The sequence below is a fragment of the Sphaerotilus montanus genome (assembly GCF_013410775.1).
GTDB classification, from domain to species: Bacteria; Pseudomonadota; Gammaproteobacteria; order Burkholderiales; family Burkholderiaceae_C; genus Sphaerotilus; species Sphaerotilus montanus.
Genome location: NZ_JACCFH010000001.1, coordinates 4,459,841 through 4,479,323, shown reverse-complemented (window position 1 = coordinate 4,479,323; position 19,483 = coordinate 4,459,841). Strand labels below are relative to the sequence as shown.

Here is a 19,483-nt window from a genome sequence, read left to right as displayed (position 1 = left end):
CCGTCAGTTCCCCTGCCTGTGGCCCGCACCCGATCCCCTGCCTACGACGACCAGCGCGAGATGATCCTCGCGCACGCAGCCGAGCTGTTCTCGCAGCGCGGCTATCCGGCCACGTCCATGAACCAGCTCGCCGAGGCCTGCGGGCTGTCCAAGCCGACGCTCTACCACTACTACCGCGACAAGTACGCGCTGCTGGTGCAGATCGCCGAGGGGCATGTGGCGCGCCTGTCCGAGCTGGTGCGCGGCATCGAAGCCGAAGGCCTGCCCGCCGAGGCGCGCCTGCAGCGGCTCATCATCCGCTTCGTCGAGGAATACGCCGGCGCCCAGCACGCCCACCGCGTGCTGACCGAGGACGTGCGCTTCCTGGAGCCCGAGGACCGCGCGCGCGTGCTGGTGATGGAGCGGCAGGTGGTCGACGGATTTGCCCGCACGCTGGTCGAGTTGCGCCCCGAGTTCGACGCGGCCCACCTGGCCACCCCCGTCTCGATGCTGCTGTTCGGCATGATCAACTGGATGTTCACCTGGCTGAAGCCCGACGGGCGGCTGGGCTACGACCAGATGGCGCCGATCGTGGCCGACCTGTTCTTTGGCGGCATCCACCGCATCCAGATTCCACCCCACGAGGAGACACCCCGATGAAACTCAACAAGATCCTGACCCTGCTCGCCGCCGCTCTCGCCAGCGCTGCCGCACTTGCCGACATCAACGTCGGTGTCACCGTGTCCGCCACCGGCCCGGCCGCTTCGCTCGGCATTCCGGAGAAGAACACCGTCGCGCTGATGCCCAAGAGCATCGCGGGCCAGACGATCAACTACATCGTGCTCGACGATGCGTCGGACACGACCGCCGCGGTCGCCAACGCCCGCAAGCTGATCGCCGAACACAAGGTCGACATCATCCTCGGCTCGACCACCACGCCGAACTCGCTGGCGATGATCGACGCGGTCTCGGAAGCGCAGACGCCGATGATCTCGATGGCCGCCTCGGCCCGCATCGTCGAGCCGCAGGACGCCAAGAAGCGCTGGGTCTTCAAGACGCCGCAGAACGACATCCAGATGTCGCTGGCGATTGCCGAGCACATGGCGGGCAGCGGCGTGAAGACGGTGGCCTTCATCGGTTTCGCGGACGCCTACGGCGAAGGCTGGTTCCAGGAGTTCACCAAGGCGGCCGAGCTGAAGAAGCTCCGGATCGTCGCCAGCGAGCGCTACGCCCGCAACGACACCTCGGTGACCGGGCAGGCGCTCAAGCTGATGGCGGCGCAGCCGGACGCGGTGCTGATCGCTGGTTCGGGCACGCCGGCCGCACTGCCGCAGAAGACGCTCAAGGAGCGCGGCTACGCTGGCAAGTTCTACCAGACGCACGGTGTCGCGAATGCCGACTTCCTGCGCGTGGGCGGCAAGGACGTGGAAGGCACCTACCTGCCGGCCGGCCCGGTGCTGGTGGCCAGCCAGCTGCCGGCCGCGCACCCGGTCAAGAAGTCGGCCATGGCTTACGTCACCGCCTATGAAGCAGCCTACGGCAAGGGCACCGTCTCGACCTTCGGTGGCCATGCCTGGGACAGCGGCGTGCTGATGTCGGCGGCGGTTCCGGCCGCGCTGAAGAAGGCCAAGCCCGGCACGCCCGAGTTCCGCGCCGCGCTGCGCGATGCGCTGGAGCAGGTCAAGGAAGTGCCCGGCGCGCACGGCATCTTCAACATGTCGGCCACCGACCACCTCGGCCTCGACCAGCGCGCCCGCGTGATGGTCAAGATCGAGAACGGCGCGTGGAAGTTCGCGCAATGACGGGGCCGCTGCAAAGCTGGATCGGCGGGCGCTGGATCGGCCAGGCGCCGGCGCAGGCGCTGCGCAGCGCGGTCGATGGCCGCGTGGTCGCGCAGACCCATGCCGAGGCGATCGACTTCGCCGAGGCGGTGGACCACGCCCGCCGTGTGGGCCTGCCGAACCTGCTGGCGCTGGATTTCCAGCAGCGCGCGCAGCGGCTGAAGGCGCTCGCCAAGTTCCTGATGGAGCACAAGGAGCCGCTCTACGCCATCTCCGCGCACACCGGGGCCACGCGCGCCGACTCATGGATCGACATCGAAGGCGGCGCGGGCACGCTGTTCGCCTACGCCAGCCTCGGCAGCAACGAACTGCCGTCGGGCAACGTCGTCCATGAAGGCCCGGCCATCCCGCTGGGCAAGAAGGGCGGCTTTGCCGGGACGCACATCCTCGTGCCGCGGCGCGGGGTGGCGGTCCACATCAACGCGTTCAACTTCCCCATCTGGGGTCTGCTGGAGAAGTTCGCGCCGAGTTTCCTGGCGGGCATGCCCTGCATCGGCAAGCCGGCGACGGCGACCAGCTACGTCACGGAAGCAGCGATGCGGCTGATCGTCGAGTCGGGGATCCTGCCGGAGGGCGCGCTGCAACTGGTCATCGGCGGCACGGGCGACCTGCTCGACCGGCTGAACGGGCAGGACGTGGTGACCTTCACCGGCTCGGCGGACACGGCGGCGCGGCTGCGTGTCCACCCGAACCTGGTCCGGAACTCGGTCCCGTTCAACGCCGAGGCCGACTCGCTCAACTGCGCCATCCTGGCTCCGGACGTGACACCGGACGACGAGGAGTTCGACCTCTTCGTCAAGGAAGTCGCCCGCGAGATGACGGTCAAGGCGGGCCAGAAATGCACCGCGATCCGCCGCGCCATCGTGCCGCGCCAGCACCTGGAGGCCGTCGCCGAGCGGCTGCAGGCGCGGCTGGCCAAGGTGGTGGTCGGGGATCCGGCGGTCGAGGGCGTCCGCATGGGCGCGCTGGCCTCGCACGCGCAGCAGGCCGACGTGGCCGAGCGCGTGGCGATGCTGCTGGCGGATGGCGCCGAGCTGGTCTGCGGCGGCGTGGATGCGGTGCGCCCGGTCGGTGAAGGCACCGCAGGCGGCGCCTTCTTCGCGCCGACGCTGCTGCTGTGCCGCCAGCCGCTGGCGCACGACGCAGTCCACGATGTCGAAGCCTTCGGCCCGGTCAGCACGCTGATGGCCTATGACGGCATCGACGAGGCGCTGGCGCTGGCGGCGCGTGGGCGTGGTTCGCTGGTGGCGACGCTGGTGACGCGCGATCCGCAGATCGCTGCGCGCGTGATTCCGGAAGCGGCGGCGCTGCATGGCCGGCTGCACATCCTCGACCGCGAATCGGCGGTGGAGTCGACCGGCCACGGCTCGCCGCTGCCCGTGCTCAAGCACGGCGGCCCGGGTCGCGCGGGCGGGGGCGAGGAACTCGGCGGCGTGCGCGCGGTGAAGCACTACCTGCAGCGCACGGCGGTGCAAGGTTCGCCGACGATGCTGGCCGCGGTCACGGGCGAGCATGTGCGCGGCGCCAAGGTGATCGAGACCGAGGTGCATCCGTTCCGGCGCCATTTTGAGGAGCTGCAGATCGGCGAGTCGCTGCTGACCCACCGCCGCACGGTGGGCGAGGCCGACATCGTCAACTTCGGCGGCATCTCGGGCGACTACTTCTACATGCACTTCGACGAGATCGCCGCGAAGGAAACGCAGTTCGGCCAGCGCATCGCGCACGGCTACTTCGTGCTGTCGGCGGCGGCGGGGCTGTTCGTCTCGCCCGCGCCGGGGCCGGTGCTGGCCAACTACGGGCTGGACACGCTGCGCTTCGTCAAGCCGGTGGCCATCGGCGACACGATCCGGGCGCGGCTGACCTGCAAGCGCAAGATCGACCGCAACCGCGTCGATCCGAGCGGGGTGGGGCAGGGCGTGGTGGCGTGGGACGTGGAGGTCAGCAACCAGCATGGGGAGCTGGTGGCGAGCTATGACATCCTGACGCTGGTGGCGAAGAAGGCTGGCGCCGCGGCCGGATGATCGGGCTCGTAGAAGCAGTTGTTGGCGCTGGCAGCGTGCAGCTTCATGTCGCTCATGGAGGTGCGGCAGGGGCTGCTTCAGCGCCATCGTGATGTTGAGTGCGACGGACACGTGCCGATCGTCGGCACCGGCCATCGCCCAGACCTCGCCATCAAGGAACTCATGGCGCTCGGTCTGGGCGGCTTCCCAGGCGAGGTAGTCGGTGGCGGTCATCGTCGGGGGCTGGCGGGATGTCCCATCGGGTGGCTCCAGGGTGGCGCGGCGGGAGAAGCTGGGTGCATGGTAGCGAACCCTGTTCCAATCGACTCCATGGGCGCCCGGTCTTCCGGAGCCTGCATGGGGACTCGACGAAAGGAATCCGGTGACCTACACCCTGATTGAACTGATCGGCGCGGTGCTGTTCGCTGTCGCCATTGCGCATACCTTCGCCACCAAGTTCTTCGAGCGTCTGGCCCACGCCCGCCCACGCCATGCCGGCTTGTGGCATCTGCTGGGTGAGGTCGAGGTGGTCTTCGGCTTCTGGGCCATGGTGCTGGTGCTCGCCATGTTCGCCATCGATGGATCGGCATCGGCCACTGTCTATGTCGATTCGCGCTCGATTCGCGCAACTTCACCGAGCCCTTGTTTGTCTTCGCGATCATGGTGATCGCGGCGACCCGGCCCATCCTCCGGACCGCGATGGCTGTGGTGCAGTTGCTTGCCCGCGTGCTGCCCTTGCCGGGCAGTCTGGGCTACTTTCTGCTGGTGATGATTGCGGTGCCGCTGCTCGGTTCATTCATCACCGAACCGGCAGCGATGACGCTGGCTGCACTGATCCTGGCCGACCGTTTCTTCTCACAGCCCATCTCCCTTCGGCTGAAGTACGCCACGCTCGGCACGCTGTTCGTCAACATCTCCATCGGCGGCACGCTGACGCCGTTTGCCGCGCCGCCAGTGCTGATGGTGGCCGGCACGTGGGGCTGGGACATGGCCTTCATGCTTTCCACGTTCGGCTGGAAAGCGGCGGTGGCGGTCACAGTCAATGCACTGGGGCTGTCCTTGCTGTTCTGGAAGGAGCTGGCAGGCCTGCCGCTGGCCAAAGGCGGGAATTCCGGTACGCCGGTGCCGCCCGTGCTGGTGGTGGTGCACTTGGCCTTTCTGGTCGGTGTGGTGGTGTTTGCGCACCACCCGGCAGTGTTCATGGGGCTGTTCCTGTTTTTCCTCGGGGTGACCCATGCCTACGAGCACCATCAGGACCGGCTCATCCTGCGTGAGGGCCTGCTGGTGGCGTTTTTCCTGGCCGGGCTGGTCGTGCTTGGCGGGCAGCAGCAGTGGTGGCTCAAGCCCGTGCTGCTGAGCATGAGCAGCGACGCGGTGTTCTTCGGCGCAACTGCGCTGACCGCCTTCACCGACAACGCGGCACTGACCTACCTCGGCTCGCTGGTGGAGGGGCTGTCGGACGACTTCAAGGTCGCGCTGGTGGCGGGTGCCGTGACGGGCGGCGGGCTGACGGTGATTGCCAATGCCCCCAACCCTGCAGGCATCGCGATCTTGCGCGGACATTTCGACGATGGTGCCGTCCATCCGCTGGGCCTGCTGGCAGCGGCCCTCGGACCGACGGTGGTGGCTGCCCTGGCCTTGCGTCTGCTGTGAGTCGTTTCGATGCTGCTTGATCTGGCCTCCTTGCTGGCGGCGGTCGTGCTGGCGGCTGCAGGCGGTGAGGCGTTCCTGCGGGGCGTGCTGGGCCTGGCTGCATGGTGGCGCCTGCCGACGATGCTGGTGGCGACCACGTTGGCCGCCTTTGCAACATCCAGTCCGGAACTGACGGTGACAACGCTGGCTGCGCTGGATGGGCAGCCAGCCATCGGTCTCGGGGATGCCTTGGGCAGCAACGTTGCCAACATGGCCTTGATCATGGGGCTGGCCCTGGTGTTCGGCGATGTGCCGGCGCAGTGGCCACCACTGCGTCGGGATGCCCTGCTGGCGCTGCTGGTGCCGCTGTTGACGGGGTTGCTGCTTCTGGATGGTGAACTGTCGCGCTTGGACGGGCTGCTCCTGCTTGGCCTTTTCGCGGGCTGGCTGGCATTGGTGGCCCGGCAGGCGGTCCGGTACCGCCAGAGCCTGCCGGCGCCCGAGGCACTGGAGCCCGCGGTGCGGCCGGTCCGGTTCTGGTCCTGGCTGCTGGGTGGGCTGATCGGCTTGCTTGTCGCCGGGCGCCTGTTCGTGTCCGGTGCCAGTGGACTGGCCGCGGCGCTCGGGATGCAGGGCTATGTGATCGGCGTCACCCTGGTGGCGCTGGGAACATCCTTGCCGGAACTGGTGACGACGCTGCTGTCTCGCTGGCGTGGCGAGGACGACATGGGCCTCGGCACCCTGCTGGGCAGCAATCTGTTCAACGGGATGGTCATTGTCGGTACCGCGGCGGTGATCCACCCGATCCGGATTCCATTCGCCACCGTGTCCGGCGTACTGTGGATCGGCGTGCTGGCCTTGCTGCTGATGCTGCCGGTTCGGGGGCGCATTCCGCGGGTGCGTGGCCTCTTGCTGCTGTCCGTCTATGCGGTGCACATCGCGAGGAGCCTCTCCGCCTGAACTCCGGGTGGTGACAGGCGCGCTCCTTTCGGGGTCATTGCCGAGGGGCAGGGAGGTGGCGCTGTGGTTGAATACTTGCGCATTCAAACTACACGGAGCCGTCCCATGCCTGGCCTGTTGCCCCACGTCGATCCCGACGGCCTGCTCGAATACTCGGTCGTCTACACCGACCGTGCCCTCAACCACATGTCCCAGCGCTTCCAGGGTGTCATGCGCGGCATCTCCGGCGTGCTCAAGGAAGCCTACAGCGCCCGCTCGGCCATCGTCGTTCCCGGCAGTGGCTCCTTCGGCATGGAGGCCGTCGCCCGCCAGTTCGCCACGCAGCAGCGTGTGCTGGTGATCCGCAACGGCTGGTTCAGCTTCCGCTGGTCGCAGATCTTCGACATGGGCGGCATCCCGTCCGAGACCCGTGTGCTGAAGGCGCGCCAGACCGCCAGCGGCTCGCAAGCGCCGTTCGCCCCAGCCCCGATCGAGGAAGTCGTCGCCACGATCGCCGAATACCGCCCTGGCGTCGTCTTCGCGCCGCACGTCGAAACCGCCAGCGGCATGATCCTGCCCGACGGCTACCTGAAGGCGGTGGCGGACGCGGTTCACGCGGTCGGCGGGGTGTTCGTGCTCGACTGCATCGCCTCGGGCGCGATGTGGGTGGACATGGCGGCGACTGGCGTGGACGTGCTGATCAGCGCGCCGCAGAAGGGCTGGAGCGGCTCGCCGTGCTGCGCCTTCGTGATGCTGAGCGAGCTGGCGCGGGCGCGCATCGACGCCACCACCAGCACCAGCTTCGCCTGCGACCTCAAGAAGTGGCTCCAGATCATGGAGACCTACGAGGGCGGCGGCCACATCTACCACACCACCATGCCGACCGACGCGCTGACCAAGTGCCTGGAGGCGATGGAAGAGACCCGCGCCGGCGGCTTCGCGTATCTCAAGGCGCAGCAGGTCGAACTCGGCCGCCGCGTGCGCGAGCTGATGGTGCGCCGCGGCTTCCCGAGCGTGGCGGCGGAAGGCTTCCAGGCGCCGGGCGTGGTGGTGAGCTACACGACCGATCCGGAGATCCAGTCGGCGAAGAAGTTCATCGCGCAGGGGCTGCAGACCGCTTCCGGCGTGCCGCTGCAGTGCGACGAGCCGGCCGATTTCCGCAGCTTCCGCATCGGCCTGTTCGGGCTGGAAAAGCTGCACCACATCGACCGCAGCGTCGCGGCGCTGGAAGCGGCGCTGGACCGCATCCAGTCGCCGTCCGCGCAGCCGGCGCAGGCCGTCAGCGCCTGACGTTCAGCGCTTGAATCGGTCGTGTGCGGCCATGCCGACCAGCATGGCTGCCACGAAGATGCCTGCGTCGCCCCAGCCGCTGCCCAGGGCGACGATCGCCGGTCCCGGGCAGAAACCGGCGATGCCCCAGCCGACGCCGAACAGCAGGCCGCCGAGCACCAGCGGGCCGTCGATCTGCGTGGCGCGGGGCCAGTCGATGGTCTCGCCGTCCAGGGTCTTGCCGCGCTTGCGGGCCCACGCGAAGGCCACCAGCCCGACACCCACGGCCGCCCCCATCACCAGTGCCAGGCTCGGATCCCAGGCGCCCCCCAGGTCGAGGAAGGCCTGCACCTTCAGCGGCTGCGTCATGCCGGCCGCGATCAGGCCCAGCCCGAAGACCAGTCCCGCCACCAGTGCGGTCAGGGCGCGCATCGAAGCATTGTTCATGGTGGTCATCCCAGCAGGTGGCGCGTGACGGCCACGGTGGCGAAGCCCGCCCCCATGAACACCAGCACGTTGACCAGCGAGCGCCCCGACAGCCGGCTCAGCCCGCACACGCCGTGGCCGCTGGTGCAGCCGTTGCCCAGCCGCGAGCCGAAGCCCACCAGCAGACCGGCGACGACCAGACCACCCGTGGAGGCCCCGGCCTGTCGGGCGGGCAAGTCCGCCGCCAGCTGCCACAGCCACGGCGACAGCAGCAGACCCAGCAGGAACAGCAGCCGGCTGGCCTGTGGTGCCAGGGACTGGCCACGCAGCAGCGCTGCCAGGGGCTCTCCGACCAGGCCTGCAATGCCCGCGATGCGGCCATTGCCGAGCAGATAGAGGGCGGAGGCCAGGCCGATCAGGGCGCCACCGGCCAGTGCGGCACCGGGAGTGAAGTGAATCCAGTCGAGGGTCATGTTGTCGTGGGTCAAGGCAAGGCTGCGGATCGTACCGACCTTGTCACGCACAGGCAAGACACCCCAGGGGGCATGTCATGCAGTGCCGTGTGGTGTGAACTATCCACGTCAGGAATGGAGGAAATCCCCCTCTTTCTCACAGGGTTTGTGCGGTATTGCACGGGCTATTCATGCCAATTCAAACGATGGTACATGTGCGTTTATTGCATGATTCCGGCATCACTTCAGAGCGTTTCATGATTGCGTCCATTTCCGTTCTCCACGTTGGTGCCGACGCACCGCAGGCGTCCGATTCCCGTTTCGGGCGCTGCGTCTGGCGCCTGTGTCCGACGCTGGACATGGCGCAGGCGGCGCTGGCCGAGTCCACACCCGAGGCGATCCTGATCTCGTGCGTGGACGAAGCCGAGGCCAGGACCTTGCCCTACTGGGCGGCCTGGACGCAGGCGGTGCTGGCGGCGGCGGTGGTGGTGCGCACGCCCAAGCCCTCGCGCGAACTGATGCTGAGTCTGCTGCGTGCCGGCGTGCAGGACGTGCTGCCGTCCGAGCAGTCCGACGACGAGTCGATCGGGCGCAGCCTGTGTCTGGCGATCGAGCGCAAGCGGCAGGAGCAGGAGCTGCGCCGGGCGTGGTCGATCGATCTGGCCACCGGACTGCCCAACCGCGTCCAGCTGATGGAGCTGCTCCACCAGCTCTGCGCGCTGCGCGAGCGCGAGCCGGCGCCGATGGCCTTGCTGGTGATCCGCGTCGAGGGGCTGGCGACGACCGAAGCCCGTCTCGGTGTGGCCGCGGCGCAGGCGCTGCGGCGCAAGCTCGCGGTGCGGCTGCGCAGCGGACTGCGGGCCAGTGACGTCGTCTCCGCGCTGGCGCCGGATGCGTTCGCGGTGGTGCTGACCCGGCTGGAGGCCCCGGAAGACGGCGACCGGGTGGCGCTGAAGCTGTCCCAGATGCTGCGCGAGCCGTTCATGGTGAGTGCGCAGACGGCCGTGGTCACGGTCTCGACGGGCCTGGCGGTCTACCCGTCCGATGGCCGTCAGCCCGAAGAGATGCTCAAGATGGCCCTGTCGGCGGCCGCCGCCCGGCGCGGTCTGGGCCGCCAAGGCTTTGCGGACCGCAAGGAAAGAGGCGCTGCCCCGGTCGCCAACGACGACTGAGGCAGCGCCCCTGGGTGGCCGGGTTCAGCGGACTGGCCGGAAGGTGTGCCGGCCGGACAGCGACGCCACCGTCGAGCTGGCCATCCACTCGGTGAGCCGGCCCATCGCCAGCGGACGGCAGATGCCGTAGCCCTGCGCCACGTCGCAGCCGTAGCCCCGCAGCATCTCCATCACGACATCGTCCTCCACGCCCTCGGCGACGACGTTGATGTCGAGCTGGTGGCAGAGGTCGATGGTCGAGCGCACGATCGCCGCATCCGCCTTGCTGGTGACCAGCGAGATGACAAAGTACTTGTCGATCTTGAGCGTGTGCAGCGGCAGGCGCTTGAGGCGCTGCAGCGACGAGAAGCCGGTGCCGTAGTCGTCCAGCGCCACCCGGATGCCGCGGCTGGCGAGGTCGTGCAGCGTGGCGATGGCCCGCTCCTCGTCCTCGACGACGATCTGCTCGGTGATTTCCAGCTCCAGCCGGTCGGCCGGGAACTGGATGTCGTCGAGCATGCGCATCAGCCGGTCGGCCAGGTTCGGGTGCATGAACTGGCGCGGCGAGATGTTGACGGCCAGCGACAGCGGCATCGACCGGATGGCCGCGCACGCTTCCCGCAGCACCCAGTCGCCCGCGTCCATGATCAGCCCGGTCTGCTCCAGGATGTCGATGAACTGGTCCGGCATCTGCAGTCCCATGCCCGGGCGGTTCCAGCGCAGCAGCGCCTCGACCCCCATGACCTGACCGGTGCGCAGATCGACCTTGGGCTGGTAGTGCAGCTCGAACTCGCCCCGCTCCAGTCCCCGGTAGAGCGCCACTTCGGTGTTCAGCCGGTCGATCCCGCGGTCGTGCATGTCGGCGGTGTAGAAGTGGTAGCTCGATCCGGTGGCCTCGCGGGCACGCGTCCGTGCGGCACCCGAGTGCTGCAGCAGCGCGTCGACCTCCTGCCCGTCGGACGGGTAGAGGGCCACGCCGACATGCACCGCCGCCAGCAGCTCCCAGTCATCGACCGGCAGCGGCACCGCGAAGGCGTCGATCAGGCGCTTGGCGCTGACGGCGACCTCGAGTTCCCCTTCCACGTCGGTGACGAGCAGCGCGAAGCTGTCCGCCTCCAGCCGGCACAGCGTGTCCCGGTCGCGCAGCACCGAGGCCAGTCGCTGGGCAACGGCCTTGAGGATGCGGTCGCTCGCCGCCTGACCCACCGAGGCCTGCGTGCGCTGCAGCAGGTCGACATCGATGTTCATCACGGCAAACGCGCGGCCACCCCGCTGCGCAGCGGTCACGGCCGTGCCCACCCGGTCGCGGAACAGCACCCGGTTGGGCAGCCCGGTCAGCTCGTCGAAGTGGGCGTAGTAGCTCAGGCGCGCCTCGGCATGGCGGCGCTCGGACACGTCCTGCGCCACCCCGAAGAGCGCGCAGGACCGACCCTCCTCGTCAAGCATCACGTCGCCCGACAGGAACAGGTACTTCGCCGGTGCGTTCGGGCCGATCACGCGGATCTCGACCTCGCGCTCGCGCTGGGTGCGCCGCAGCTCGCGCGTGAAGCGGCGCAGCCGCACGCGGTCCTCCGGCGAGACGTTGCCGACGATGTCTCTCACCGTCAGCCCGTCCGGCGCCGACAGTCCCAGCATGTCGCGCAACTCGCGCGAGCAGTGGATCTGGCCGGTGTCGAAATCGAGGCGCCACTGGCCGAGGCGCGCGATCTTCTGCGCCCGAGCGAGTGCCAGCTGGCTCTCGCGCAGCTCCCGCTCGGTCAGGCTGGTGCGCAGGGCGTATCGGACACGCTGCGCCAGCAGGGCCCAGTTGATGGGCTTGGTGACGAAGTCGGTGGCACCCGCCTCGAAGGCGAGCGTCACGGCCATGACGTCGTCGAGCGCGGTCAGCATCAGCACGGGCGTGTGGCCGCTGCGCAGGGAGCGGCGGATGTTCCGGCAGGCGTCGAAGCCGTTCATCACCGGCATGCGCACGTCCATCAGCACGAGGTCCGGGGATTCGCTGTCGCACAGGCGGGTGGCCGTCTGGCCGTCCTGCGCTTCGAGCACGCGGTAGCCGTAATCCTCCAGCACGCGGCGGATCATCATCCGCGTCACGCCCTCGTCGTCGACGATGAGGATGCGGGCGCCACTGGTCCCACTGGCGCCGGGAACGGCGGTGTGCGCAGGAAAGCTCATGGACTGCGGGGCGACGGTAGTTCGACGATCAGCTGGCGCACGGCCGCCAGGGCGGCAGTGCAGGCCAGTTCCAGTGGGCCGATGTCCGGCATGGGCGCGTTCTCCCTTGTGATGTCTCGTTCGAATTGTGCAGCCAGTTCGTGCAGCCGCATCGCGCCGATGTCGCCGGCCGTGTTCTTGAGCCGGTGCAGCAGTTCGCGCATCGTGTCGATCCGGTCTTCCGCTGCCGCGGCCTGCATCTGCATGATCTCACTGTCCAGCGTCTCCAGCACCTTGTCGAGCAGCGCCCCCATGGCGTCGCCCATGATGGAGCGGACCTGCTCGTAGCGGTCGAGGTCGATCACGGCCGTTGCCGGCTCCTCGATGATCTCCACCACCTGACCCGCCGGTACGGCCTTGCCCGGCGGCATGAGCCAGCGGGCGATGACGGTGCTCACGGTCTCGGTGCTGTAGGGCTTGACGACGTAGTCGTCCATGCCGGCGGCCAGGCACTTCTGCCGGTCGGCGGGCAGGGCATGCGCGGTCAGCGCGATGATGGGCACCCGCTCGCGCCCGGTGGCCAGCTCCCATTCCCGCACGGCCCGGGTGGCGTCGTAGCCGTCCAGACCCGGCATCTGGATGTCCATCAGCACGACGTCGTAATCGTGGGTCTGAATGGCCCGCACGGCCTGGAGACCGTCTTCGGCCAGCGCCACGTCCAGGCCGCGCTTGCGCAGCATCTGGGGGCACTTCTAGAAACCGGCCCTGCAGCCCTGAACCTGGTCTGAGCCTGCACAAATCCAGCTCAGACGAGCAGTGGATGACGGCGGCGAGCCCCTGTCCCCGCCGCCGCGGTGCCCCGCGACGGGGTTTTTCCCCTCACGCGGGCTGTGCGGACGGACCTGCGCTCTTGACCAGCCACACCAGCCTGCGCGCGTTGTAGGCCGCGCACTGCAGCGTGATCGCCAGCGCATTGCGCGCCAGCGTCATCGCCCGCACGCACTTGCCGCCCTGCTGGCTCAGCGCCGCGAACACGTGCTCGACCCGCGCCCGCGTGCGGTTGATCGTCTTGTTGCGCTGCTTGAGTCGAACCTTGGCCGTCTGCCCTGGCTTGGCGCGACGCGCGATGCCGTCGGCCAGTCCGTGCTGCTGCAGCGTCTGACGGTTGGCCGCGCTGTCGTAGCCCCGGTCGGCCAGCAGCCGCTTGCGCGTGTTCGCCACCTGCAGCACGTCGGGCAGTTGCTGTCCGTCGTCGGCGTTGGCCGCCGTGATCTTCATCTGGCGGATCAGCTTGTAGCGTGCGTCCACGTTGCCGTGCAGCTTGTAGCCGTAGTACGACTTGCCGTGCTTTTGCGTCCAGCGCGCGTCCCGGTCGGTGTGCGCCAGGCGCTTCTTGCTCCAGCCCTCGGGCGCCTCCCCCTTGTTCAGCGCATCGCGCTCCCGGGCGTTGGCCTGCGTGATCGGCGCCTGCACGATGCTGGCGTCCACGATCTGCCCGCCCCTCGGGATGAAGCCGTGCCGCTGCAACTGCTGGCTCAACGCCTCGAAAATCGCCCGGCCTCCCAGCCCGCCTTCGGCCAGCCGCTGCCGGAAGTTCCACAGCGTGCGTGCGTCCGGAATGTTCAGCGCGCCGTCCAGCCGGCAGAACCGCTGGAAGCTCATCCTGTCCAGCACCTGGTGCTCGCACTGCTCGTCCGACAGGTTGTACAGCCCTTGCAGGAACACCATGCGCACCAGCGCCTCGGTCGGGTACGGCGGGCGTCCGCCCTTGCTGCGGTCAGCGCGAGGGCAGGCCTTGTCCACCGCCGCGGCCATCGCTGCGAAGTCGATCAGTTCGTCCATCGCCGCCAGCGTCTGTACGTAGCCCTCCAGCTTGGCCTTGCGCTGCTGCACCACGAACAGGTCGTCCGCGGCCTCCTCAGGAAAGAAGCTCGATGGCTTGGTGCGGGGTGTGATCATGGGGCGGTATCTTGCCGCAGCGCGCGGCTCAGGCGGCGGTCAGGGTCGGTTTCTAGAAGTGCCCCTGGGTGCCGACCTCGCGCGTGATCGGGTTGTCCTCGACCAGCAGCACCTGCTCGCCGCTGAAATGCACCCCCGTCAGACGGGGTGCTGCTTCCGGCACCGGGATGTGCCGGTGCAGCACGGTCGAGATCGCGTCGTGCAGGTCCGACTGGCGCACGGGCTTGTCGAGCCAGATGTCGACCCGCAGGCCCTTCATGCGCACGGGATCCTGCACCGAGGAGCTGAGCATGACCAGCGGCATGGCCGCCAGCGCGGGATCGGACTGGATCTGGCGCACCAGTTCGTAGCCGTCCATGCCGGGCATGTTCAGGTCCAGCAGCGCCACCTCGTAGGGGCGGCCGGAGATGGCGGCGTCCTGCAGCTTGGCCAGGGCTTCCTCGCCGCTGGCCGCGCTGCTCGACTGGCTGCTCCACGAGGTCAGGTAGCGGTGCAGGATGATGCGGTTGGTCGCGTTGTCATCGACCACCAGCACGCGGGTGCCGGGGAAGTTGCGGTTGGGGTTCCGGCGCAGGGCCTGGCCGGACATCATCACCGGCAGCGTGAACCAGAAGCGCGAGCCATGGCCCTCCTGGCTGTCGAGGTCGATGTGGCCGTTCATCAGCTCGACCAGGCGCCTGGCGATGCTCAGCCCGAGGCCGCTGCCGCCGAAACGCCGGCTGGTCGAGCTGTCGGCCTGGGTGAAGGGCTGGAACAGCGTGCCCTGCTTGTCGCGGGCGATGCCGATGCCCGTGTCGCGCACCTCGAAGCGCAGCATCGACACGCCGCCCTCGCCCGACACCAGTCCCACGCTGACGACGACTTCGCCGCGCTCGGTGAACTTGATGGCGTTGCCGACCAGATTCACCAGCACCTGGCGCACGCGGATCGGGTCGCTGCGCACCATCTCCGGCACGCCGGGGGCGATGTAGCAGGCCAGCTCCAGCTTCTTGGCGTGGGCGCGCTGGGCGAGCATGGCCGTGACGTCTTCCACCGTGCGGCGCAGGTCGAAGTCCAGCGCCTCGATGCGCAGCTTGCCGGCCTCCAGGCGCGAGAAATCGAGGATCTCGTCGATCACGCCCAGCAGCAGCGAGGCCGAGGTGCGGGCTGTTTCCAGGAAACGCTCCTGCTGGCCGCTCAGGGGCGTGTCCTGCAGCATCTCGATGGCGCCGAGCACGCCGTGCATCGGCGTGCGGATCTCGTGGCTCATGTTGGCCAGGAACTCGGACTTGGCGCTCGCGGCGTCCTCGGCGGCTTCCTTGGCGTGGCGCAGCTCGATCTCGGTGCGCTTGCGGTCGGTGATGTCGTGGACGACGCCGATGAAGCGGCGGCGGCCGTCTGCGGGCGCTGGTGCCGTGCCGGTCTCGTCGAGCGGTCCGACACGCAGGGCAATCCAGACCACCTCGCCGTCCTTGCGCCGGGCCTCGAACTCGCGCTCGTTGCCCATGATGCCGCTGAGCCCCGTGGCCAGATAGCGGGCGAGGTAGTGGTCGTGCTGGCTGCGGTGCGGCTCGGGCACGATGACCGACACGTTGTGGCCGAGGACCTCGTTCGCGCTGTAGCCGAACATCCGCTCGGCGCCGACGTTGAAGCTCTCGATGGTGCCGCGCTCGTCGATGACGATGATGCCGTCGTGGGTCGCGTTCAGCACGCGGCGCAGCTGCTCCTCGCTGCGCGCGATCTGCTGCTGGGTCTCGATGCGGGCCGTCACGTCGTTCTGCAGCGCGACGTAGTGCGACAGGCGCCCTTCCGCATCGTGGATCGCCATGACCCGCAGTTCGTTCCAGAACGGCCGGCCGTCCCGGGTGTAGTTGCGCAGCAGCACCTCGATGTCGCGGCCTTCGGCAATGGCGCGGCGCAAGCGGTCGACCTCTGCACGGTCGGTGTCGGGGCCTTGCAGGAAGCGGCAGTTGCGGCCCATCACCTCGTCGAAGCGCCAGCCCGTCATGCGCTCGAAGGCGACATTGGCGTAGATGATCGGCTGGTCCGGCTTGCGGGCATCGGCGATGACGACCCCCACCCCGATCGAGTCGATGATGCGGCCCCGCAGCCGCAGCGCCCGCTCGGCGTCCAGCCGCTCGCTCACGTCGCGCACGACCACCAGCAGCGTCGCGGCGCCGGTGCCCTCGATGCGCGTCAGGCGCACCTCCAGCGGCACCAGCCGGCCGTCGGGCAGCACGCCGTCGAGCACCATCGGCTCGCCGAGCAGACTGGCGTCTTCCAGCTCCAGCGTGTCGCACAGCTGGGACCAGGCCGGTGGCGTGAAACATTCGGCCAGCGAGCTGTTCAGCGCCCGCTCGGACTGGCGCTGCAGGATGCGCTCGGCGGCCGGGCTCATCGACAGCACGCGCAGGTTCCGGTCCAGCGTCAGGATGCCGTCGAGGATGTTCTCCAGCACGCGCCGCAGCCCCTGTTCACTGCGCTGCAGCTCGGCGTAGCCTTCGCCGAGGCGTTTCGACATGCGGTTGAAGGCCTGCGCGGTCTCGGCCAGCTCGTCGCGTCCGCGCACCGGCATCTGGTAGCCCAGATCCCCGTCGGCGATCTGCTTGGCGGCACCCGCCAGCTCGGCGAGCTGCCGGGTCAGGTAGGCGCCCAGGGCCCACGAGAACACGGCGACCAGCAGCATCTCCAGGCCCGCCAGGCCGAGCCCGAACCGGGTCGCCGTCGCCTTCAGGCTCTGGACCTGCGTGGCCGCCAGGCCGACCTCGACCCGCCCGAACAGCTGGCCGTTGACCTGCACGTCGCTGGCGAGCCGGTAGACCCCGTCCGTGACCTCGGCCAGCCGGGCCTGCGTGTCCGGCGGCATGAGCAGCGGCTGGGCTTCGCCGGCCTGGGCCAGCACCAGCCGGTTCTCGTCGCGCACGCGGGCGTAGACGACCCCGGGGTAGGTCAGCATCTCGCGCGTGATCGCGTTCAGCGCGGCCAGGTCACTGGAGATCAGCGCCTCCTTGGCGACCACCGAGAAGGCCTTGATCGTGGCCTGCGAGCGCTGCTCGAACTCCGACTCGGCCGTGTCCGAGAGATAGCGCACACCCGAGACCACCAGGATCGCCAGCAGCACCGCCTCGATGAGCGCCACGCCGACGATGGTCTTGGCGCGAAAACTCCAGTTCATTCCTTGAGCAGCGCGGCCAGCGTGCTGATGCCCAGCGCGCGCACGTCGTTCCATTCGGCGTCCTGCGCGGCGTCGAAGCCCTTGAAGCCGATGCCTTCCAGCACCGAGCGCATCCTGGGGTCGCTGTCGGCCGTCAGCATGGCGGCGCGCAGCGCCTGCAGGTCGGCTGCTGGCACCCGCGGGTGGGCTGCGAAGGCGTGGGGCGTGTAGTCCTTGGTCTGCCACAGCACGCGCAGCTCGTCCCGGACGGGCGCGTCCATGGTCTGCAGGGTGCGCACGATGCCACCACCGGCCTCGATCTGGCGTTGTGCGACGTTGAGGTAGACCGACTCGTGCGACTTCACGAACACCGGCGTGATCGGCACGCCCATGCGCTCGAATTCGGCGCGCACCAGCACGGTGGCGGCAAACGCCGCCGGGGCCGGGAAGGCGATCTGCTGGCCGGCGAGTTCCTTCATGTCCTTGATCATCGAATCCTTGCGCACGACGACCAGGCCGCGCAGGCGGCGCCCCTTTTCCTTGGCGAAGGCCACATACCCCGGCTTCTGCGCGAAGACGCTGTAGTGGTAGGGGTTCATGTAGGCCACGTCGTAGGCGCTGGCGGCCAGGCGTTTCTCGAAGGCCGGGATGTCCGGCGCCGTGGCGAAACGCAGCGACAGGCCCGCGCGTTCGCTCAGCGCGCCGAGCACCGGAATCCAGACCCGCGCCAGTTCGCTGGCCGACTGCTGCGGCACGATGCCGACGGTCAGCGTGCGAACGGGTTTGCGGGCCGGCGCCTGGGCCCGGGCCGCGGTCAGGACACCACCGCCCAGCGTGGCGCCGAGGGCGGAGCGGCCGAGCCAGGAGAGGAAATTTCTGCGCATGCGGAAGTCTATACGCCGCATGCGCCCGGGCAACCGGCCCGCGCCGGGGTAACGCGGTCGATCAGCGCAGGATGTCGCCGATGCAGAGGTACTTCGTCTCGACGTAGTCCTCGATGCCCTGGTGCGAACCCTCGCGTCCCAGGCCCGACTGCTTCACGCCGCCGAACGGCACCTCGGCCACCGAGATCAGCCCGGTGTTGATGCCGACCATGCCGTACTCCAGCGCCTCGCCGACGCGGAAGATGCGGCCGATGTCGCGGCTGTAGAAGTAGCTCGCCAGCCCGAACTCGGTGGCGTTGGCCAGTTCGACCACTTCGGCTTCGGTCTTGAAGCGGAACACCGGGGCGACCGGGCCGAAGGTTTCCTCGCGCGAGCACAGCATGTCGCTGGTGACATCGGCCAGCACGGTCGGGGTGTAGAAGCGCTCGCCGATGCGGGTGCCGCCGACCACGACGCGGGCGCCCTTGGCCAGCGCGTCGGCCACGTGGGATTCGACCTTGGTGATGGCCTGCGCGTCGATCATCGGGCCCTGGTTCACGCCCGCCTCGAAGCCGTTGCCGACCTTGATGGCCACGGCCTTGGCCGCGAGCTTGTGGACGAACTGGTCGTACACGCCTTCCTGCACGTAGATGCGGTTCGCGCAGACGCAGGTCTGGCCGGCATTGCGGTACTTGGAGATCATCGCGCCCTCGACGGCCGAGTCGATGTCGGCGTCGTCGAACACGATGAAGGGCGCGTTGCCGCCGAGTTCGAGCGAGAGCTTCTTGATGGTCGGCGCGCACTGCTTCATCAGGATGCGGCCGACTTCGGTCGATCCGGTGAAGCTCAGGTGGCGCACGGTGTCGGAGGCGCACAGCACGTTGCCGATGGCGATGGACGAGTCCGCGTCGCCGGTGAGGATGTTGAGCACGCCGGGCGGCATGCCGGCGCGCTGGGCGAGTTCGGCGCAGGCCAGCGCGGACAGCGGCGTCTGCTCGGCCGGCTTGATGATGACGGTGCAGCCGGCGGCCAGGGCCGGGGCGACCTTGCGCGTGATCATCGCGATGGGGAAGTTCCACGGCGTGATGGCGGCGCAGACACCGATGGGCTGCTTCAGGATGACGAAGCGCTTGTTGTTGTCGGTCGAGGGGATGGTCTCGCCGTAGATGCGCTTGGCTTCCTCGGCGAACCACTCGACGAAGCTCGCGCCGTAGATCACTTCCCCGCGCGCTTCGGCCAGCGGCTTGCCCTGCTCGGCGGTCATGATCCGGGCGAGGTCGTCGGCGTGCTGGACCAGCAGGGCGTACCACTTCATCAGGATCGCGCCGCGCTCCTTGGCGGTCTTGCTGCGCCAGGCGGGCCAGGCGGCGTTCGCGGCGGCGATGGCGGCTTCCGCCTCGGCGGCGCCCAGCAGCGCGACATCGACCAGCTTCTCGCCCGTGGCCGGGTCGGTCACATCGAAGCGGTCGCGGCCGGCGACCCACTCGCCATTGAGCAGGGCATCAGTCTTGAGCAGCGACGGGTCGGCGAGCAGGGCGAGGGGTGAGGTCGGGGTGGTCGTCATGGGCGTGGTCGGTTGAAGGCGGCGGGAATGAGTGGCGCTGACTGTACGCCCGCGCCCGATGTCACGCACAGGCACATCCGGGGTGATCTGGGGCTGCACTGTGTAGGGGGGCGGGCCGGTA

14 protein-coding genes and 1 pseudogene are annotated in these 19,483 nt (G+C 68.8%); 7 read left to right on the top strand and 8 right to left on the bottom strand.

Annotated features, from left to right (window positions below; all coding sequences use genetic code 11):
- Positions 1 to 18 precede the first annotated feature (18 nt).
- The 6 genes and pseudogenes from BDD16_RS20445 (at position 19) to BDD16_RS20415 (ending at position 7,681) form a co-directional block, all read left to right on the top strand.
- Entirely contained in the window at positions 19 to 639 is a 621-nt protein-coding gene (locus BDD16_RS20445) for a TetR/AcrR family transcriptional regulator (RefSeq protein WP_179635627.1), read from the top strand.
- Entirely contained in the window at positions 636 to 1,781 is a 1,146-nt protein-coding gene (locus BDD16_RS20440; RefSeq protein ID WP_179635626.1) for an ABC transporter substrate-binding protein, read from the top strand. Before BDD16_RS20445 ends, BDD16_RS20440 begins: the two co-directional genes overlap by 4 nt.
- Positions 1,778 to 3,841, top strand: a complete 2,064-nt coding sequence (gene paaZ, locus BDD16_RS20435; protein WP_179635625.1) for a phenylacetic acid degradation bifunctional protein PaaZ — start codon at positions 1,778 to 1,780, stop codon at positions 3,839 to 3,841. Before BDD16_RS20440 ends, paaZ begins: the two co-directional genes overlap by 4 nt.
- Positions 3,842 to 4,202: 361 nt before the next feature.
- A pseudogene (locus BDD16_RS20425) lies at positions 4,203 to 5,473 on the top strand (putative Na+/H+ antiporter).
- Between the two features lie 9 nt (positions 5,474 to 5,482).
- Positions 5,483 to 6,412 carry a sodium:calcium antiporter gene (locus tag BDD16_RS20420; protein WP_179635624.1) on the top strand — a complete coding sequence of 310 codons (930 nt, stop codon included), beginning with the start codon at positions 5,483 to 5,485 and terminating at the stop codon, positions 6,410 to 6,412.
- A 105-nt stretch (positions 6,413 to 6,517) separates the two neighbouring features.
- Positions 6,518 to 7,681, top strand: coding sequence for a pyridoxal-phosphate-dependent aminotransferase family protein (locus BDD16_RS20415; protein ID WP_179635623.1), 1,164 nt, complete (start codon positions 6,518 to 6,520; stop codon positions 7,679 to 7,681).
- Positions 7,682 to 7,684: 3 nt separating this feature from the next.
- Here the strand turns inward: BDD16_RS20415 and BDD16_RS20410 are convergent, their stop codons facing one another.
- Together BDD16_RS20410 and BDD16_RS20405 are read right to left on the bottom strand one after the other, a co-directional pair.
- Complete coding sequence (locus BDD16_RS20410) at positions 7,685 to 8,107, bottom strand: DUF6691 family protein (RefSeq protein WP_246332625.1); 423 nt, start codon at positions 8,105 to 8,107, stop codon at positions 7,685 to 7,687.
- 5 nt (positions 8,108 to 8,112) lie between these two features.
- Positions 8,113 to 8,559 (bottom strand): YeeE/YedE family protein, encoded by a 447-nt coding sequence (locus tag BDD16_RS20405; protein WP_179636274.1) that lies wholly within the window; start codon positions 8,557 to 8,559, stop codon positions 8,113 to 8,115.
- Positions 8,560 to 8,795: 236 nt separating this feature from the next.
- Between BDD16_RS20405 and BDD16_RS20400 the strand changes: the two genes are divergently transcribed.
- Entirely contained in the window at positions 8,796 to 9,710 is a 915-nt protein-coding gene (locus BDD16_RS20400; RefSeq protein ID WP_179635622.1) for a GGDEF domain-containing protein, read from the top strand.
- A gap of 24 nt (positions 9,711 to 9,734) precedes the next feature.
- Here BDD16_RS20400 and BDD16_RS20395 read toward each other — a convergent pair whose 3' ends face one another.
- From BDD16_RS20395 to BDD16_RS20370, 6 genes are all read right to left on the bottom strand, one after another.
- Positions 9,735 to 11,864 carry a two-component system response regulator gene (locus BDD16_RS20395; RefSeq protein ID WP_179635621.1) on the bottom strand — a complete coding sequence of 710 codons (2,130 nt, stop codon included), beginning with the start codon at positions 11,862 to 11,864 and terminating at the stop codon, positions 9,735 to 9,737.
- The gene (locus BDD16_RS20390; protein WP_179635620.1) at positions 11,861 to 12,583 is read right to left on the bottom strand and encodes a response regulator; all 723 of its coding nucleotides are present in this window, start codon (positions 12,581 to 12,583) and stop codon (positions 11,861 to 11,863) included. Before BDD16_RS20390 ends, BDD16_RS20395 begins: the two co-directional genes overlap by 4 nt.
- Positions 12,584 to 12,722: 139 nt before the next feature.
- Positions 12,723 to 13,802 carry an IS5 family transposase gene (locus tag BDD16_RS20385; protein ID WP_179632624.1) on the bottom strand — a complete coding sequence of 360 codons (1,080 nt, stop codon included), beginning with the start codon at positions 13,800 to 13,802 and terminating at the stop codon, positions 12,723 to 12,725.
- A 52-nt stretch (positions 13,803 to 13,854) separates the two neighbouring features.
- The gene (locus BDD16_RS20380; RefSeq protein ID WP_179635619.1) at positions 13,855 to 16,956 is read right to left on the bottom strand and encodes a PAS domain S-box protein; all 3,102 of its coding nucleotides are present in this window, start codon (positions 16,954 to 16,956) and stop codon (positions 13,855 to 13,857) included.
- Positions 16,953 to 17,819 (bottom strand): phosphate/phosphite/phosphonate ABC transporter substrate-binding protein, encoded by an 867-nt coding sequence (locus BDD16_RS20375; RefSeq protein ID WP_179635618.1) that lies wholly within the window; start codon positions 17,817 to 17,819, stop codon positions 16,953 to 16,955. Before BDD16_RS20375 ends, BDD16_RS20380 begins: the two co-directional genes overlap by 4 nt.
- Positions 17,820 to 17,880: 61 nt before the next feature.
- Complete coding sequence (locus tag BDD16_RS20370; RefSeq protein ID WP_179635617.1) at positions 17,881 to 19,362, bottom strand: NAD-dependent succinate-semialdehyde dehydrogenase; 1,482 nt, start codon at positions 19,360 to 19,362, stop codon at positions 17,881 to 17,883.
- Positions 19,363 to 19,483: the final 121 nt, after the last annotated feature.

Bases quoted from the DNA above. Each gene is read 5' to 3' on its own strand.
- BDD16_RS20440 (WP_179635626.1), top strand. From the start codon at position 636: ATGAAACTCAACAAGATCCTGACCCTGCTCGCCGCCGCTCTCGCCAGC.
- paaZ (WP_179635625.1), top strand. From the start codon at position 1,778: ATGACGGGGCCGCTGCAAAGCTGGATCGGCGGGCGCTGGATCGGCCAG.
- BDD16_RS20420 (WP_179635624.1), top strand. From the start codon at position 5,483: ATGCTGCTTGATCTGGCCTCCTTGCTGGCGGCGGTCGTGCTGGCGGCT.
- BDD16_RS20415 (WP_179635623.1), top strand. From the start codon at position 6,518: ATGCCTGGCCTGTTGCCCCACGTCGATCCCGACGGCCTGCTCGAATAC.
- BDD16_RS20410 (WP_246332625.1), bottom strand. From the start codon at position 8,107: ATGAACAATGCTTCGATGCGCGCCCTGACCGCACTGGTGGCGGGACTG.
- BDD16_RS20405 (WP_179636274.1), bottom strand. From the start codon at position 8,559: ATGACCCTCGACTGGATTCACTTCACTCCCGGTGCCGCACTGGCCGGT.
- BDD16_RS20400 (WP_179635622.1), top strand. From the start codon at position 8,796: ATGATTGCGTCCATTTCCGTTCTCCACGTTGGTGCCGACGCACCGCAG.
- BDD16_RS20395 (WP_179635621.1), bottom strand. From the start codon at position 11,864: ATGAGCTTTCCTGCGCACACCGCCGTTCCCGGCGCCAGTGGGACCAGT.
- BDD16_RS20390 (WP_179635620.1), bottom strand. From the start codon at position 12,583: ATGCTGCGCAAGCGCGGCCTGGACGTGGCGCTGGCCGAAGACGGTCTC.
- BDD16_RS20385 (WP_179632624.1), bottom strand. From the start codon at position 13,802: ATGATCACACCCCGCACCAAGCCATCGAGCTTCTTTCCTGAGGAGGCC.
- BDD16_RS20380 (WP_179635619.1), bottom strand. From the start codon at position 16,956: ATGAACTGGAGTTTTCGCGCCAAGACCATCGTCGGCGTGGCGCTCATC.
- BDD16_RS20375 (WP_179635618.1), bottom strand. From the start codon at position 17,819: ATGCGCAGAAATTTCCTCTCCTGGCTCGGCCGCTCCGCCCTCGGCGCC.
- BDD16_RS20370 (WP_179635617.1), bottom strand. From the start codon at position 19,362: ATGACGACCACCCCGACCTCACCCCTCGCCCTGCTCGCCGACCCGTCG.